12 protein-coding genes are annotated in these 14,142 nt (G+C 67.3%); 10 read left to right on the top strand and 2 right to left on the bottom strand.

Features of this window, described 5'->3' with window-relative positions; genetic code table 11:
• Positions 1-52: 52 nt before the first annotated feature.
• The gene (gene rsgA, locus DOM66_RS06470) at positions 53-1,099 is read right to left on the bottom strand and encodes a small ribosomal subunit biogenesis GTPase RsgA (protein WP_110674384.1); all 1,047 of its coding nucleotides are present in this window, start codon (positions 1,097-1,099) and stop codon (positions 53-55) included.
• A gap of 132 nt (positions 1,100-1,231) precedes the next feature.
• Here rsgA and orn point away from each other — a divergent pair, with 132 nt between their 5' ends.
• A complete protein-coding gene (orn, locus tag DOM66_RS06465) occupies positions 1,232-1,801 on the top strand; it encodes an oligoribonuclease (protein WP_110689578.1) in 570 nt (189 codons plus the stop codon).
• Between the two features lie 180 nt (positions 1,802-1,981).
• Here orn and queG read toward each other — a convergent pair whose 3' ends face one another.
• Positions 1,982-3,100, bottom strand: a complete 1,119-nt coding sequence (gene queG / locus DOM66_RS06460; protein ID WP_110674386.1) for a tRNA epoxyqueuosine(34) reductase QueG — start codon at positions 3,098-3,100, stop codon at positions 1,982-1,984.
• Positions 3,101-3,211: 111 nt separating this feature from the next.
• Between queG and DOM66_RS06455 the strand changes: the two genes are divergently transcribed.
• From DOM66_RS06455 to hflC, 9 genes are all read left to right on the top strand, one after another.
• A complete protein-coding gene (locus DOM66_RS06455; protein ID WP_110689577.1) occupies positions 3,212-4,699 on the top strand; it encodes an NAD(P)H-hydrate dehydratase in 1,488 nt (495 codons plus the stop codon).
• A 141-nt stretch (positions 4,700-4,840) separates the two neighbouring features.
• Positions 4,841-5,320, top strand: a complete 480-nt coding sequence (gene tsaE / locus DOM66_RS06450) for a tRNA (adenosine(37)-N6)-threonylcarbamoyltransferase complex ATPase subunit type 1 TsaE (RefSeq protein ID WP_110674388.1) — start codon at positions 4,841-4,843, stop codon at positions 5,318-5,320.
• Positions 5,314-6,840 carry an N-acetylmuramoyl-L-alanine amidase gene (locus DOM66_RS06445; RefSeq protein ID WP_245392367.1) on the top strand — a complete coding sequence of 509 codons (1,527 nt, stop codon included), beginning with the start codon at positions 5,314-5,316 and terminating at the stop codon, positions 6,838-6,840. Before tsaE ends, DOM66_RS06445 begins: the two co-directional genes overlap by 7 nt.
• 31 nt (positions 6,841-6,871) lie before the next feature.
• Entirely contained in the window at positions 6,872-8,902 is a 2,031-nt protein-coding gene (mutL, locus tag DOM66_RS06440; protein ID WP_110689575.1) for a DNA mismatch repair endonuclease MutL, read from the top strand.
• A 22-nt stretch (positions 8,903-8,924) separates the two neighbouring features.
• Positions 8,925-9,866: a tRNA (adenosine(37)-N6)-dimethylallyltransferase MiaA gene (gene miaA / locus DOM66_RS06435; protein WP_110689574.1), complete on the top strand. Its 942-nt coding sequence runs from the start codon at positions 8,925-8,927 to the stop codon at positions 9,864-9,866.
• A gap of 159 nt (positions 9,867-10,025) precedes the next feature.
• Complete coding sequence (gene hfq, locus DOM66_RS06430; protein WP_035469968.1) at positions 10,026-10,277, top strand: RNA chaperone Hfq; 252 nt, start codon at positions 10,026-10,028, stop codon at positions 10,275-10,277.
• A gap of 14 nt (positions 10,278-10,291) precedes the next feature.
• Positions 10,292-11,614: a ribosome rescue GTPase HflX gene (hflX, locus tag DOM66_RS06425; RefSeq protein WP_110689573.1), complete on the top strand. Its 1,323-nt coding sequence runs from the start codon at positions 10,292-10,294 to the stop codon at positions 11,612-11,614.
• A 174-nt stretch (positions 11,615-11,788) separates the two neighbouring features.
• Positions 11,789-13,036, top strand: a complete 1,248-nt coding sequence (gene hflK, locus DOM66_RS06420; protein WP_110689572.1) for an FtsH protease activity modulator HflK — start codon at positions 11,789-11,791, stop codon at positions 13,034-13,036.
• Positions 13,036-13,995: a protease modulator HflC gene (hflC, locus tag DOM66_RS06415; protein WP_110689571.1), complete on the top strand. Its 960-nt coding sequence runs from the start codon at positions 13,036-13,038 to the stop codon at positions 13,993-13,995. Before hflK ends, hflC begins: the two co-directional genes overlap by 1 nt.
• The last annotated feature ends 147 nt before the right edge of the window (positions 13,996-14,142 follow it).

Here is a 14,142-nt window from a genome sequence, read left to right as displayed (position 1 = left end):
ATCCCGCTTGGTTAAGTTAACAAGCGGTTCGAAGGACGCATCGACAACCCCATCATCGGGCCGCGGCGATGTCGTCGCGGATACGCTGAAAGCTGGCGAAGCGCTCGGGGTGGATCTCGCCGCGCTCGACGGCGCCGAGCAGCGCACAGCCCGGCTCCTCGCGATGCCGGCAGTCCCGGAAGCGGCAGCGGCCGAGCAGCGGGCGGAACTCGATGAAGCCCTCGGCCAGCTCGCGTTCGTCGAGGTGCCAGAGGCCGAATTCGCGGATGCCCGGCGAGTCGATCAGGTCGCCTTCGCGTGGCCGGCCGCTCTCGCCATCCTCCGGCAGCGGGTAGAGGCGTGCGGTGGTGGTGGTGTGCTTGCCCTTGCGGGTCTCTTCCGAGAGGGCGCCGATGCGCAGGGTCTCGTCCGGCAGCAGGCGGTCGATCAACGATGACTTGCCCACGCCGCTCTGGCCGACGAAGACCGACGTGCGTCCCTTGAGACGGGCGTGCAGGGCAGCCAGGCCGTGATCGCGCTTGGCCGAGGCTTCGATCAGCGGGTAGCCGAGGTCGACATAGCGTGCCAGCAGCGCGCGCACCGGGCCCGCCTTGGGCGGCAGCAGGTCGCTCTTGTTGAGCACCAGTACCGGGGCGATGCCGGTGCTCTCCGCGGCGACCAGATAGCGGTCGACCAGGTTGGCGTAGGGCGTGGGCTCGGCGGCGATCACCACCAGGATCTGATCGATGTTGGCGGCCACCGGGCGCAGCTGGCCCTGGGCGTCGGGGCGCTCGAGCACGCTGATCCGTTCGCCGCGGGCGACCACTACGCCACTGCCGTCCTGGGCCTCGCGCCATATCACGCGGTCACCGGTGACCAGCCCTTCGAGGTTGGCGCGCAGATGGCAGCGGTGACGCGAGGTCTGCTCGCCTTCAACTGCCTCGACCTCCAGGGTACGGCCGAAGTGGGCAGCCACGCGGCCCGGGCGTTCGGGGCCGTATTCGCCGCCCTCGAGGGCGCGCTCATCGCGCGCCGCGCGGCGATCGACGCGGGCGGCGCGTTCGGCCTGGACCTTCTCTACGCGCCAGCGTTGCTGGCGGGTCAGTTTGCGTCGGCTCATCGGTGGCGTCGGTCCTTGGGTCATGGCCGCTCGGGCGGCGCGGGCTTACAATGGTCGGCATTGTAGCCATCCCTATCCGTCGTGTCCGCCCATCTCGGTCGGCACCAGGGCGGTACCCCACTGGAGATAGTCATGTCGGCGACCCCCGAAGCCTCCCCCCGTAGCGATCTGCTGGTCTGGATCGATCTCGAGATGACCGGGCTCGATCCCAACCGCGAGCGCATCATCGAGGTGGCGACGCTGATCACCGATGGCGACCTCGAACTGATCGCCGAGGGCCCGGTACTCGCCGTGCACCAGCCCGAGGCACTGCTCGACGGCATGGATGCCTGGAATCAGAAGACCCATGGCGACTCCGGGCTGATCGAGCGGGTGAAGCGCAGCGAGATCGACACCACCGAGGCAGAGCAGCGTACCCTTGACTTCCTTCGCCGCTATGTGGCGCCGGGCACCTCGCCGGTGTGTGGCAACAGCATCCATCAGGATCGCCGTTTCCTCGAGCGCGAGATGCCGGCGCTCAACGACTTCTTCCACTACCGCAATCTCGACGTGTCGACGCTCAAGGAGCTGGCCAAGCGCTGGAATCCGGCCGCGGCCAGCGGTTTCAGCAAGCGCAATACCCACCAGGCGCTGGATGACATCCGCGAATCCCTGGCCGAGCTCAAGCACTATCGCGAGACCTTCCTCAAGCTGGCCGAGTGAGCCAGCGCCGGAGCTAATCAACAGGCCCGGAGAGACACAAGGGTTTGTACGAAAAGTCAGCGAGCGAAGGCCAGACCGGGGCGCGTAGCCAAGGCAAAAATCGGCGAAAACGGACCGGGCTGGCGATCCAGCCGATTTTTAACGCCGTATTGCCGAGCGCAGGTAGTTTTCGTACAAAACCTAGGCGCTTGCGATCCGCGTCTGACGCTTGTGGCGTTGCTCCTCGAGCGCCCAGCGCACGTGCTCGCGCACCAGATCCGAGGGGTAGGCCAGCCGTGCGCGCAGGGCGCTTTCGACACGCTCGCTCCAGGGCGCGTTGCCCAGTCCCACGGCGAGATTGCGTAGCCAGCGTTCGTAGCCGATCCGTCGGATCGGACTGCCTTCTGTGCGTTTGAGAAACTCCGTCTCGCTCCAGGCGAACAGCGTCACCAGCTCGGCACGATCGAGGTCGTGGCGCGGAGCGAAGTCGGGCTCGTGGCTGGCACGGGTGAAGCGGGTGAAGGGGCAGAACAGCTGGCAGTCGTCGCAGCCGTAGACGCGATTGCCCATGGCGCGGCGGTACTCGACGGGAATGGCGCCATGCAGTTCGATGGTCAGATACGAGATGCAGCGCCGTGCATCGATCACCTTGTCCTCGACGATGGCGTCGGTGGGGCAGGCGGTCTGGCAGCTCGAGCAGGAGCCGCAGTGCTCGCGTTCGAAGGGCGCATCGACCGGTAGCGGCAGGTCGGTGTAGAGCTCGCCGAGGAAGAACAGCGAGCCGGCCTTGGGGTCGAGCAGCATGGCGTTCTTGCCGAACCAGCCAATGCCGGCCTTCTGCGCCAGGGCGCGCTCCATCACCGGGGCCGAGTCGACGAAGGCGCGATAGCCGAAGGGTCCCACCGCCGCCTCGATCAGCCGCGCCAGCTGGTCGAGGCGCTTGCGGATCAGCTTGTGATAGTCGCGGCCGAGGGCGTAGCGCGAGATATAGGCCCGCTGCGGCTGGCCCAGCACGCGGGTGGTCTCAACCTCCGGCGGTAGATAGTCCATGCGCGCGCTGATCACCCGCAGGGTGCCGGGGACCAGTTCGGCGGGTCGGGTGCGCTTGGTACCGTGCTTGGCCATGTAGGCCATCTCGCCGTGGTGTCCGGCCTCTAGCCAGCGCGCCAGATAGCGCTCATGGGTGGCGAGATCGGTATCGGTGATCCCCACTGCCTGGAAACCGAGTTCGCGCCCCCACTGCTTGATCTGGGTGGCGAGGGCGGCGGGGTCGATCTCGGCGGACGGGGTGCGCGCGGAGCACGGGCGCTGCTCGCTCATGCGTCTTCCTGCTCGTCTCGGGTGGGCTCGGGCCGCGAGCGGTGCTCGGGTGCGCTACCCTACACCAGATTGGAGATCAACGGCAGGCCACGGCCCCCATCAGGAGTCGACATGCAGACACAGATCGAGGCGAGGCCGCTCTACCTCGCGGCCCAGGTACGCGAGATGGACCGCCGCGTGATTGCCGCGGCAGGGGAGGGGTTCTGGCTGATGCGCCAGGCGGGCGAGGCGGCCTATGCGCTGCTGCGGGCGCGTTGGCCCGAAGTGCGGCGGTTGTGCGTGCTGTGCGGCGGGGGCAACAACGGCGGTGACGGTTATGTGCTGGCGGCGCTGGCCGCCGCCGATGGTGTTGCCGTGGAGCTGATCGCGCTCACCCCGCCGGAGAGGCTCGAAGGCGATGCAAGGCGGGCCTTCGAGCTCGCCGCGGAAGCCGGGATCGAGGCGCTCGGCTGGGCCGACGAGCTGACCCTGGATGGCGAGATCATGGTCGATGCGATGCTCGGGACCGGGGCCCACGGGGCACCTCGCGGCGACGTCGCCACGGCGATCGCGCAGCTCAACGCCGCCGGCAAGCCGGTGATGGCGCTGGACGTCCCCTCCGGGGTCGATGTCGACAGCGGCCACGTCGAGGCGGCGGCAGTGCACGCCACGCTCACGCTCACCTTCATCGCCGACAAGCTCGGCCTGCATACCGGCGCCGCGCTGGATCATGTGGGGGAGCTGACCCTGGCCGACCTGGGGGTCGAGGCAAGCGCCTTCACCGATCTGGTCCCGATGGGGTGGCGTCAGGATGCGCAGCAGCTGGCGGCATCCCTGCCGCGGCGTCGGCCCAGCGCCCACAAGGGCACCCAGGGCCACGTGCTGGTGGTCGCGGGCGCGCCGGGCATGGGCGGGGCGGCGCTGATGACCAGCGAAATGGTGGCGCGGGTCGGTGCCGGCAAGGTGAGCCTGGCGACCGATGCCGCCCACGTGGCGGCGAGTCTCACCCGCTTTCCCGAGATCATGGCCCACGGCGTGCGCGGTGGCGCCGATCTCGCCTCGCTGGTGACGGCCGCCGATGTGCTCGCGGTGGGGCCGGGTATCGGTACCGGCGCCTGGGGACAGGCCGCGCTGCAGCAGGTACTGGCCGTCGGCAAGCCCTGCGTGGTCGATGCCGATGGTCTCAATCTGCTTGCCAGCCACGCGGCAGAGACCCGGCGTGACGACTGGGTGCTGACGCCGCATCCTGGCGAGGCCGGGCGACTGCTCGGCTGGACCACGGCGGCGGTGCAGCGTGATCGGCGTGGTGCGGTGATCGCGCTGCAACAGCGCTGGGGCGGCTGCGTGGTGCTCAAGGGTCCCGGTACGCTGATCTATGACGGCGAAAGACTCGACCTGTGCCCCTACGGCAACCCGGGAATGGCCAGTGGCGGAATGGGCGATGCCCTGACCGGAATCGTCGCCGGCCTGCTGGGTCAGCTCGGTGACCCCGCCCGAGCGGCGCGGCTGGGGGTGCTGATCCATGCCCTGGCCGCGGACGCGGCGGCCGCCGACGGCGGTCAGCGTGGTCTGCTGGCGAGCGATCTGGCATCCTATGCGCGACGCTTGGCCAACCCCTGACGGCCGGTAGCGCGAGCCGTGACGGCCACGCTGCCGCCGATCCGTCGTGGCCGCGCCGGTGCCGTTATAGGGGCAGCGGCTGCTTTTTGACTTGAGGCCGATCTGTCATACAGGCCGACCTTTGATGAAGCTAGTGCAATCATGCCGATCCTACTGCAAGACGAAGCCGCCCAGGTGGCCTTCGGCGAAACCCTGGGACACGCCCTCGCCGGGCGCGGCCAGATCCATCTGATCGGTGAGCTGGGCGCCGGCAAGACCACGCTGACGCGGGGCATTCTGCGCGCTTATGGTCACGCGGGAGCGGTCAAGAGCCCCACCTATACGCTGGTCGAGCCCTACGATCTGGGCCGTTACCGTGTCTACCATTTCGATCTCTACCGCCTCGGCGATCCCGAAGAGCTCGAGTTCATGGGCGCGCGCGACATGCTGGACGATAGCGTCCTCAGCGTGATCGAGTGGCCCAGCCGCGGCGCAGGATGGCTGCCGCGTCCCGATCTCGAGCTGCACCTGAGCCTGGCCGAGGCGGGCCGCCGGATCGCCGCGGTGGCACACACCCAACATGGACGTGACGTGCTGGCCTCGCTGCCGGCAGCGTTGAGCGACAAGGAAGATGCATGCTGACAGACGTGGCACACAGGGACATGGCAGCGCGCGGGCCGCGTGCCGGGGCCGGACAGAGCCTCATCGGCGGAGCCTGGCGGCGCCGGTTCGCCAGTGTGGCGCTGGCGCTGGTGGCACTCTGCTGCCTGGTGCTGACGACCGCGGCGCAGGCGGCCACGGTCAACAACCTGCGCCTGTGGTCGGCCCCGGACCATGTGCGCCTGGTGTTCGATCTCTCGGGGCCGGCACGCGCCAATGTCTTCACCCTGGATAATCCGCGCCGGGTGGTGATCGATCTCGACAGCACCAAGCTCGATGTCGACATCGACAAGCTCGATCTTGACGCCAGCGCCATCGACAAGGTGCGTACCGGCGTGCGCGAGAGCGGCGGGCTGCGCGTGGTGCTCGACGTCAATCGGGCGGTGGTGCCCAAGAGCTTCACCCTGCCGCCCAACGAGCAGTACAGCGATCGTCTGGTGGTCGATCTCGACTATCCCGGCGCCAGTGCCGTGGCCGATCCCATCGATCCGATCGAGGCGATGATCCGCGATCAGGAGATCGCCGCGCAGCGGGCGCAGAAGGAAGCCGTGGCCGAAGGCAAGCCGGAGCAGGCCGATGCGGTCGCCGCCACGGTGGAGGCGCAGCCGCATCCCAAGCGCGACATCATCATCGCCGTCGACCCGGGGCACGGCGGCGAGGACCCGGGGGCGACCGGCCCCCACGGCACGCGCGAGAAGGATGTGGTGCTGGGCATCGCGCGCAAGCTGAAGCAGCGCTTCGATCAGACCCCGGGGTTCAAGGCCTTCATGACCCGCGACGGTGACTACTATGTCGGCCTGCGCCAGCGCACCCTGCTGGCGCGTCAGCAGAAGGCGGACTTCTTCGTCTCGATCCACGCCGATGCGGTGCGCAGCCGGCAGCCCTCGGGCAGCTCGGTGTATGCGCTCTCCCAGGGCGGGGCGACCTCCGAGACGGCGCGCTGGCTGGCGGCGAGCGAGAACCAGTCGGACCTGATCGGTGGTGTCGACGGCAATCTCAGCCTCGACGACAAGGACGAGGTGCTGCGCGGCGTGCTGCTCGACCTGACCATGACCGCGACCATGAACGACTCGCTGGCCACCGGCGGCCAGGTGCTCGACAAGCTGGGGCGGATCAACAAGTTGCACAAGTCCAAGGTGGAGCAGGCCGGTTTCGTGGTGCTGAAGTCGCCGGACATTCCCTCGCTGCTGGTGGAGACCGGCTTCATCTCCAACCCCAAGGAGGAGGCGGAGCTGCGTTCGCCGCGGCATCAGGCCGAGCTCGCCCAGGCGATCTATGCCGGGATCGTGGCGCACTTCCGTCAGCATCCGCCGCCCGCCAGCCTGCTGGCGTGGCAGCGCGACCAGGGCCGTGGCAGTGCCAGCAACGAGTATCGCGTGCGCGCCGGCGATACCCTGTCGCAGGTGGCGGCGGGGCACGGTATCAGCATGCAGGCGCTGAAGCAGGCCAATGGCCTCGACAGCGACATCCTGCGCGTGGGTCAGGTGTTGACGATTCCGTGAGCCGGCCATATCCGACGAGGAGAGCAGAGAGATGAGCGAGGCGTCACGTATCCGTGTGCTCGACCCACGCCTGGCCAACCAGATCGCGGCGGGGGAGGTGGTCGAGCGCCCCGCCTCGGTGGTCAAGGAGATCGTCGAGAACGCCATCGATGCCGGTGGGCGGCGCATCGAGATCGAGCTGGAGTCCGGCGGCACGCGGCTGATCCGGGTGCGCGACGACGGCAGCGGCATCGGCGAGACGGATCTGCCGCTGGCGCTGTCGCGCCATGCCACCAGCAAGATCGCCTCGCTCGACGACCTCGAGGATGTCGCCAGCCTGGGCTTCCGCGGCGAGGCGCTGGCCTCGATCAGCGCGGTGTCGCGACTGGAGCTGATCTCCAACGCCGCCGATGACCCCAGTGGCGGCTGGCGCGTGGTCGCCGAGGGGCGCGAGATGGCGCCGAGGGTGACTCCGGCGCCGCATCCCCGGGGTACCTCGGTGCTGGTGCGCGATCTGTTCTTCAATACCCCGGCGCGGCGCAAGTTCCTGCGCACCGAGAAGACCGAGTTCGGACATGTCGAGGAGGCCTTCCGGCGTCTGGCGCTGTCGCGCTTCGATATCACCTGGCTGCTGCGCCACAACCAGAAAGTGGTTCACCAGCTGCCGGCGGCGGCGGACGATCAGCGTGGCCACGAGCGACGTATCGCCGCGCTGCTGGGCAAGCGCTTCATCGACGAGTCGCTGCATCTCGATATCGAGGCCTCCGGCCTGCGCCTGTGGGGCTGGGTGGGGCTGCCCACCCACTCGCGTGCCCAGGCCGATCAGCAGTACTTCTTCGTCAATGGGCGCGTGGTGCGCGACCGCCTGGTCGCCCACGCCATCCGCCAAGCCTACCGCGACGTGCTGTTCCATGGCCGCCACCCGGTATTCGTGCTCTATCTCGAACTCGACCCCCGGGTGGTCGACGTCAACGTCCACCCGACCAAGCACGAGGTACGCTTCCGCGACGGGCGTCTGGTCCACGACTTTCTGTTCTCGAGTCTGCACCGGGCGTTGGCCGAGGTACGGCCCAATCATCAGGGCGCGGCCGATGGCGACGCGCAAGCGTCGGGCAGTGCAGACGACCGGGAGGTGCAGACTCCGAGTCCGGAAAGCGTGGCCCCGGTGGCCGATGACACCGCGGCGTCGGCGTGGCAGCAGCAGCGCATGCCACTCTCCGGCCAGCACGAGCGCGGCGGCGCGGGCGGCGGTTACGCCCCCCGTCAGGACGGCGCCCCGCGGCCGCCGGCCCAGCGTATCCGCGAGTTCATGGCCGGCTACCACGCCCTGCACCCGGATCATGAGTCGACCCTGCTGACACCGCGCCAGGCGGCGGATGGTAGTGGGGTAGAGACAACACCGGTCGCAGAGGGGCCCGGTGGCAGCGCCGCCGCGGTCGCCAGTCGCGAGCGTCCGGCGCCGGATGTCACCACGCTGGGCGCCCCCGACGATACCCAGGCGCCACCGCTGGGCTATGCGGTGGCGCAGCTGCACGGGGTCTATATCCTGGCCCAGAGCGAGCGCGGCATGGTGGTCGTCGACATGCACGCCGCCCACGAGCGCATCGTCTATGAGCGCATGAAACAGCAGATTCATGCCGGCGCACTGGACGCCCAGCCGCTGCTGGTACCGGTCTCGATCGCGGTCGGCGCGGCCGAGGCGGAGACCGCCGAGCGCGAGCGCGAGGCGTTTTCGCGGCTCGGTGTCGAGCTCGATGCCGCCGGGCCGGAGACGCTGCTGGTGCGTCAGGTGCCGGCGTTGCTCGCCGATGCCGATATCGAGCCGCTGATCCGCGACATGCTCGGCGATCTCGAGCGCTACGGGCGCTCCGACCGCTTCGAGACACACATCAACCAGCTGCTCGGTACCATGGCCTGCCACGGCAGCGTGCGCGCCAACCGCGCGCTGACCCTGCCGGAGATGAATGCGCTGCTGCGTGACATGGAGCGCACCGAGCGCAGTGGCCAGTGCAACCACGGACGCCCGACCTGGACCGAGATGTCGATGGCGCAGTTGGACAAGCTGTTCTTGCGCGGCCAGTGAGACACCCTTGTAGAGAACACACGTGACCCGAGATGACCGCCCGACGGCGATCCTGCTGCTGGGGCCCACCGCCGCCGGCAAGACCGATACCGCGATCGCGCTCCACGAGCGCTGCGGCTGCGAGTTGATCAGCGTCGACTCGGCAATGATCTATCGCGGCATGGATATCGGTACCGCCAAGCCCAGTGTCGAGGAGCTGGCGCGCGCGCCGCACCGGCTGATCGATATCCGCGATCCGGCCGAGCGCTACTCGGCGGCGGACTTTCGTGAGGATGCCCTGGCCGCCATGGCGTCGATCTCCGCCTGCGGCAAAACGCCGCTGCTGGTCGGCGGCACCATGATGTACGCCAAGCGTCTGATAGAGGGCGTGGCCGAGATGCCAGGGGCGGACCCTGAGCTGCGCGAGGCGCTGCGCCAGCGCGGTGAGTCGCACGGCTACGCGGCGCTGCACGCCGAGCTGGCGGCGGTCGACCCCGAGGCCGCGGCGGCGATCCACCCGCACAACCGCCAGCGCCTGATCCGGGCGCTGGAGGTGCAGCGGGTGAGCGGGATCGCGCTGAGTGAGCACTGGCGTCGGCAGCAGCGCGCAAACTTTCCGTGGCGGCTGTTGTCCATTGCTCTCGCGCCCGCTGATCGTGCCGACCTTCACCGGCGCATCGCGACGCGATTCGAGGCGATGCTGGATGGCGGATTCATCGAGGAAGTGGCTACATTGAAACAGCGTGGTGACCTGCACCTCGATCTGCCCGCCATGCGCAGTGTCGGTTATCGCCAGGCGTGGGAGCATATCGACGGCGTCTACGATCGCGACGGCCTGCGGGCCCGTGGGGTGGCCGCCACCCGCCAGCTGGCCAAGCGTCAGCTGACCTGGTTGCGGCGCTGGCCCGGGCTTGAGTGGGTCGACAGCAGCGCGCCCGATGCCCTCGAGCAGGTCGTGAAAATCGTGCGTGCCCATGGGAGTTAGCGTAAAATAGCAGGCTTCGTCACGACGATGGCGAGCAGCGGTCGCTGCCGCGCCACGATGCCGGAACCGAGCGCAGCGTCGCCGACAACAGAAAAGCAAGTCAAAAACAGTATGGCTCATCTCGCCAAGCGATGAGTTTTCACATTATGGGAGAGCAACATGTCCAAAGGGCAGTCCCTTCAGGACCCGTACCTGAACATCCTGCGCAAGGAGCGCATCCCGGTTTCCATCTTCCTCGTCAACGGCATCAAGCTGCAGGGTCAGATCGAGTCCTTCGATCAGTTCGTCATCCTGCTGCGCAACACCGTGAGTCAGATGGTCTACAAGCACGCCATCTCCACGGTCGTGCCCTCCCGTAACGTCCGGTTGCCGCCGCAGGACCCCAATGCAGCGCCCGGGCTCGACAATTGATCGAGAGGTAGTGATTGTTTTTCGAACGTCCCGACGCCGGCGAAACGGCGATTCTGGTCCATGTGGACTTTCAGGACGAGCAGGATCGCGAAGATCCGGGTGAACTCCTGGAACTGGTGCGATCCGCTGGTGCGGTGCCGGCAACCCTGATTCAGGGCAGCCGGCGTCGTCCCGACCCTCGTTCCTTCATCGGCAGTGGCAAGCTCGACGAGGTCAAGCATGCTCTCGCAGCCCACCACGCCGAACTGGTCATCTTCAACCACGCCCTGTCTCCCTCCCAGGAGCGCAACCTCGAGCGCAGCCTCAACTGCCGTGTGCTCGATCGCACGGGGCTGATCCTGGATATCTTCGCGCAGCGCGCGCGGACCCACGAAGGCAAACTGCAGGTCGAACTGGCTCAGCTCGAGTACATGTCGACCCGGCTGGTGCGCGGCTGGACCCACCTGGAGCGGCAGAAGGGCGGTATCGGTCTGCGCGGTCCGGGTGAGACCCAGCTCGAGACCGACCGCCGGCTGCTGCGCGCGCGCATCAAGTCGATTCACAAGCGCCTCGAGAAAGTGCGCAAGCAGCGCGATCAGAACCGCCGTGCGCGGGCCCGGGCCGAGGTGCCCAGCGTCTCTCTGGTGGGCTACACCAACGCCGGCAAGTCGACGCTGTTCAATGCCATCACCGCGGCCGAGGTCTACGCTGCCGATCAGCTCTTCGCCACCCTCGATCCGACCCTGCGGCGTCTCGACGTGCCCGATGTGGGCGAGGTGGTGCTGGCCGATACCGTGGGCTTCATCCGTCACCTGCCGCACAAGCTGGTCGAGGCGTTCCAGGCCACCCTGCAGGAGGCCACCGAGGCGAGCCTGCTGGTGCATGTGATTGATGCCGCCGACCCCGACCGCGAGCTCAACGTGGCCCAGGTCGACAGCGTGCTGGCCGAGATCGATGCCGAAGCGGTGCCGCGCCTGCTGGTGATGAACAAGATCGATCTGATGGACACCGCGCCGCGCATCGAGCGCGACGGCCAGGGGCGTCCGCAGGTGGTGTGGCTCTCGGCACGTGACGGCCAGGGGCTCGAGCTGCTGCGCGATGCGATCGGCGAGTGGCTGGCGGAGGACATTCTCGACATCCGCTTGACGCTGACGCCGGAGCAAGGTCGACTACGGGCAGCACTGCATGAACTGCAAGCGGTACGCGAGGAGTCGTTCGACGAGGGTGGTCTGACGATTCTCGAGATTCGCTTGCCCCGACGGGAGTTTATGCAGATGATGGCCCGCTTGGGCGAAAGCGCCGATAACTACTTGCCCGTACGCGAGCAGACCCCGATCGACGACTGGGAACGGGTCTGACGCGGGAACCGATTACGCAGGGGAGCTTCGTGGCCCGCGGGCCCGATTTGCACAGGGCGACAACGATTCGACATCAGGCCGAACATGCCCAGCGCGCCGACGCCAACTGCTTCGGCGGCTCGTACTCCCCACGCCTGACGCAACGCTTTGATCGCATCGAGTGGAGACTTAGGTATGGCTTGGAACGAGCCAGGTGGTGGCAACAACCAGCAGGACCCTTGGAGCGGCGGGGGGGGCCGCCGCCCGAGCGGGAATGGTGGCGACAATGGCGATGGCAACAATCGAGGGGGCGGCAACAATCAGGGGCCGCCGGATCTCGATGAGGCGCTGAAGAAGTTTCAGGACAAGATCAACCGTCTGTTCGGCGGCCGCGGCAAGCGCGGCGGCGCCGGTGGTGGCGACAACAGCGGTGGCGGCAAGCGCAATCCGTTCGTGCTGCCGCTGCTGGTGGTGATCGTCGCGGCGGTGGTGTGGGCCGGTTCCGGCTTCCACCTGATCGACCAGTCCGAGCGTGGCGTGGTGTTCCGCTTCGGCAAGTACACCACCACCCTCAATCCCGGGCTTCACTGGAACCCGCCGATCATGGATCAGGTCGAGAACGTCAACGTGACCAGCATCCGCTCGGCCAACCAGACCGACTCGATGCTCACCAGCGACGAGAACATCGTCCGCGTCAGCGTCTCCACTCAGTACGTGGTCAGTGATGCCCATGCCTTCCTGGTCAACGTCAAAGAGCCGGAGATGACGCTGCAGAACGCGATGGACTCGGCTCTGCGCCAGGAAGTCGGCAACATGAAGCTGCAGCAGATCCTGACCACCGGGCGTGATCGCCTGGGGCAGCGCGTCTTCGATCGTCTCAGCGCCTACATGGAAGCCTACGGCACCGGCCTGCGTCTGCAGACCGTCAACGTCGAGTCGACGGCACCGCCGGATAAGGTCCAGAACGCCTTCGATGACGTCATCCGCGCGCGGGAAGAGCGCCAGCGCTCGATCAACCGGGCCAACGCCTACAGTCAAGCGGTGGTGCTCGAGGCCAAGGGGCAGAAACAGCGTCTGGTCGCAGAGGCCCAGGGTTACAAAGCGGCCGCCGTGGCCGATGCCACCGGTCAGGCCAACCGCTTCAATTCGCTGCTGGGCGAGTATCAGCAGGCGCCGAAGGTCACCCGGGAGCGTCTCTACCTGGAGACGATCAGCCAGGTGCTGAGCCAGACGCCCAAGGCGTTGGTCGATCTCGGTGACAGCAGTGCGGTCACCGTGCTGCCCCTCAACCAGATGCAGGCCGGCGGCAACGGTAGTAGCGACGCGACCAAGATGAGCATGCAGCAACTCGAACAGATTTCGCGTGAGGTGGTCGATCACATGAACAGCAGCAGCAACTCGCAGCAGCACACGCGTAGTTCCAGCCTGCGGGAGGGCCGTTAATGTTTAACAATCGTGCCCTGATCGGCGTCATCATCCTGGCGCTGCTGGCGTGGTTCGCCAGCGCGAGTTTCTATGTCGTCAACGAGACCCAGCGCGCCATCAAGCTGCGCTTCGGCGAGGTGATCGAGAACAATATCGGTCCCGGGCTGCACTTCAAGCTACCGGTGTTCAATACCGTGCGCATCTTCGACGTGCGCGTACAGACGGTCGACTCCGGCGCCACGCGCTACCTGACCGCCGACTCCAAGGCGGTGATCGTCGACTCCTTCGTCAAGTGGAAGATCGCCGATCCGAAGCAGTTCTACGAAGCCACCCGCGGCAACATCCAGGTCGCCGAGAACCTGATCGCGCCGCGGACCGACGAGGCGCTGCGCAACAAGTTCGGTCAGACCCAGATGTCCGACATCATCCAGGAGCGCATCGCCGCCGAGAGCAAGAAGGAGGATCTGGCCGGCAAGAGCAAGGGTCCGGATACGGTCGAGGGTGCGCGTGAAGAGCTGATGGTCGAACCGGTGCAGCAGCTCGATGCGGCCATGCGAAAGGAGCTCGGCGTGCACATCCTGGATATCCGGGTGAAGCGCATCGAGCTACCCACCGAAGTGACCCAGGCGGTCTACGAGCGCATGAACTCCGAGCGTGAACAGGCCGCGCGCACTTACCGCGCCGAGGGCTCGCAGCAGGCCGAGGCGATACGTGCCGATGCCGACCGCCAACGTCAGGAGATCCTCGCCAACGGGCGCCAGGAGTCCGAGACCACCCGCGGTGAGGGTGATGCCCAGGCGGCCAAGATCTACGCCAGCGCCTACCAGAAGGATCCGGACTTCTACGCCTTCTATCGCTCGATGCAGGCCTACCGCGACAGTTTCGACGGCAAGGGCAAGGATCTGCTGGTGCTCAGCCCCGAAAACAGCCAGTTCTTCCGTTACCTGAAGAACCCGCACCCGGGGGCCGCGCAGTGAGCGCATGAGAAACCCACGCCCGCGGGATTTCCCCGCGGGCGTTTCGTGGTACCATTTTCGACGCCGGGTCTTGCCCGGCTTTTTTGTGCGAGAGGTTCATGCCACCGCAGGTTGAAAGGAGCGTGCGGGGTATGGACACGGCCGCAT

Origin of the sequence: Salinicola endophyticus (genome assembly GCF_003206575.1) — a bacterium.
In the GTDB taxonomy this organism is placed as follows: domain Bacteria; phylum Pseudomonadota; class Gammaproteobacteria; order Pseudomonadales; family Halomonadaceae; genus Salinicola; species Salinicola endophyticus.
The sequence above is the reverse complement of the archived record's forward strand: the minus strand, read 5'-3'. Positions and strand labels throughout refer to the sequence as shown.

Coding starts and splice junctions, on each gene's coding strand:
- rsgA (WP_110674384.1), bottom strand. CDS start 1,099: ATGAGCCGACGCAAACTGACCCGCCAGCAACGCTGGCGCGTAGAGAAG.
- orn (WP_110689578.1), top strand. CDS start 1,232: ATGTCGGCGACCCCCGAAGCCTCCCCCCGTAGCGATCTGCTGGTCTGG.
- queG (WP_110674386.1), bottom strand. CDS start 3,100: ATGAGCGAGCAGCGCCCGTGCTCCGCGCGCACCCCGTCCGCCGAGATC.
- DOM66_RS06455 (WP_110689577.1), top strand. CDS start 3,212: ATGCAGACACAGATCGAGGCGAGGCCGCTCTACCTCGCGGCCCAGGTA.
- tsaE (WP_110674388.1), top strand. CDS start 4,841: ATGCCGATCCTACTGCAAGACGAAGCCGCCCAGGTGGCCTTCGGCGAA.
- DOM66_RS06445 (WP_245392367.1), top strand. CDS start 5,314: ATGCTGACAGACGTGGCACACAGGGACATGGCAGCGCGCGGGCCGCGT.
- mutL (WP_110689575.1), top strand. CDS start 6,872: ATGAGCGAGGCGTCACGTATCCGTGTGCTCGACCCACGCCTGGCCAAC.
- hfq (WP_035469968.1), top strand. CDS start 10,026: ATGTCCAAAGGGCAGTCCCTTCAGGACCCGTACCTGAACATCCTGCGC.
- hflK (WP_110689572.1), top strand. CDS start 11,789: ATGGCTTGGAACGAGCCAGGTGGTGGCAACAACCAGCAGGACCCTTGG.
- hflC (WP_110689571.1), top strand. CDS start 13,036: ATGTTTAACAATCGTGCCCTGATCGGCGTCATCATCCTGGCGCTGCTG.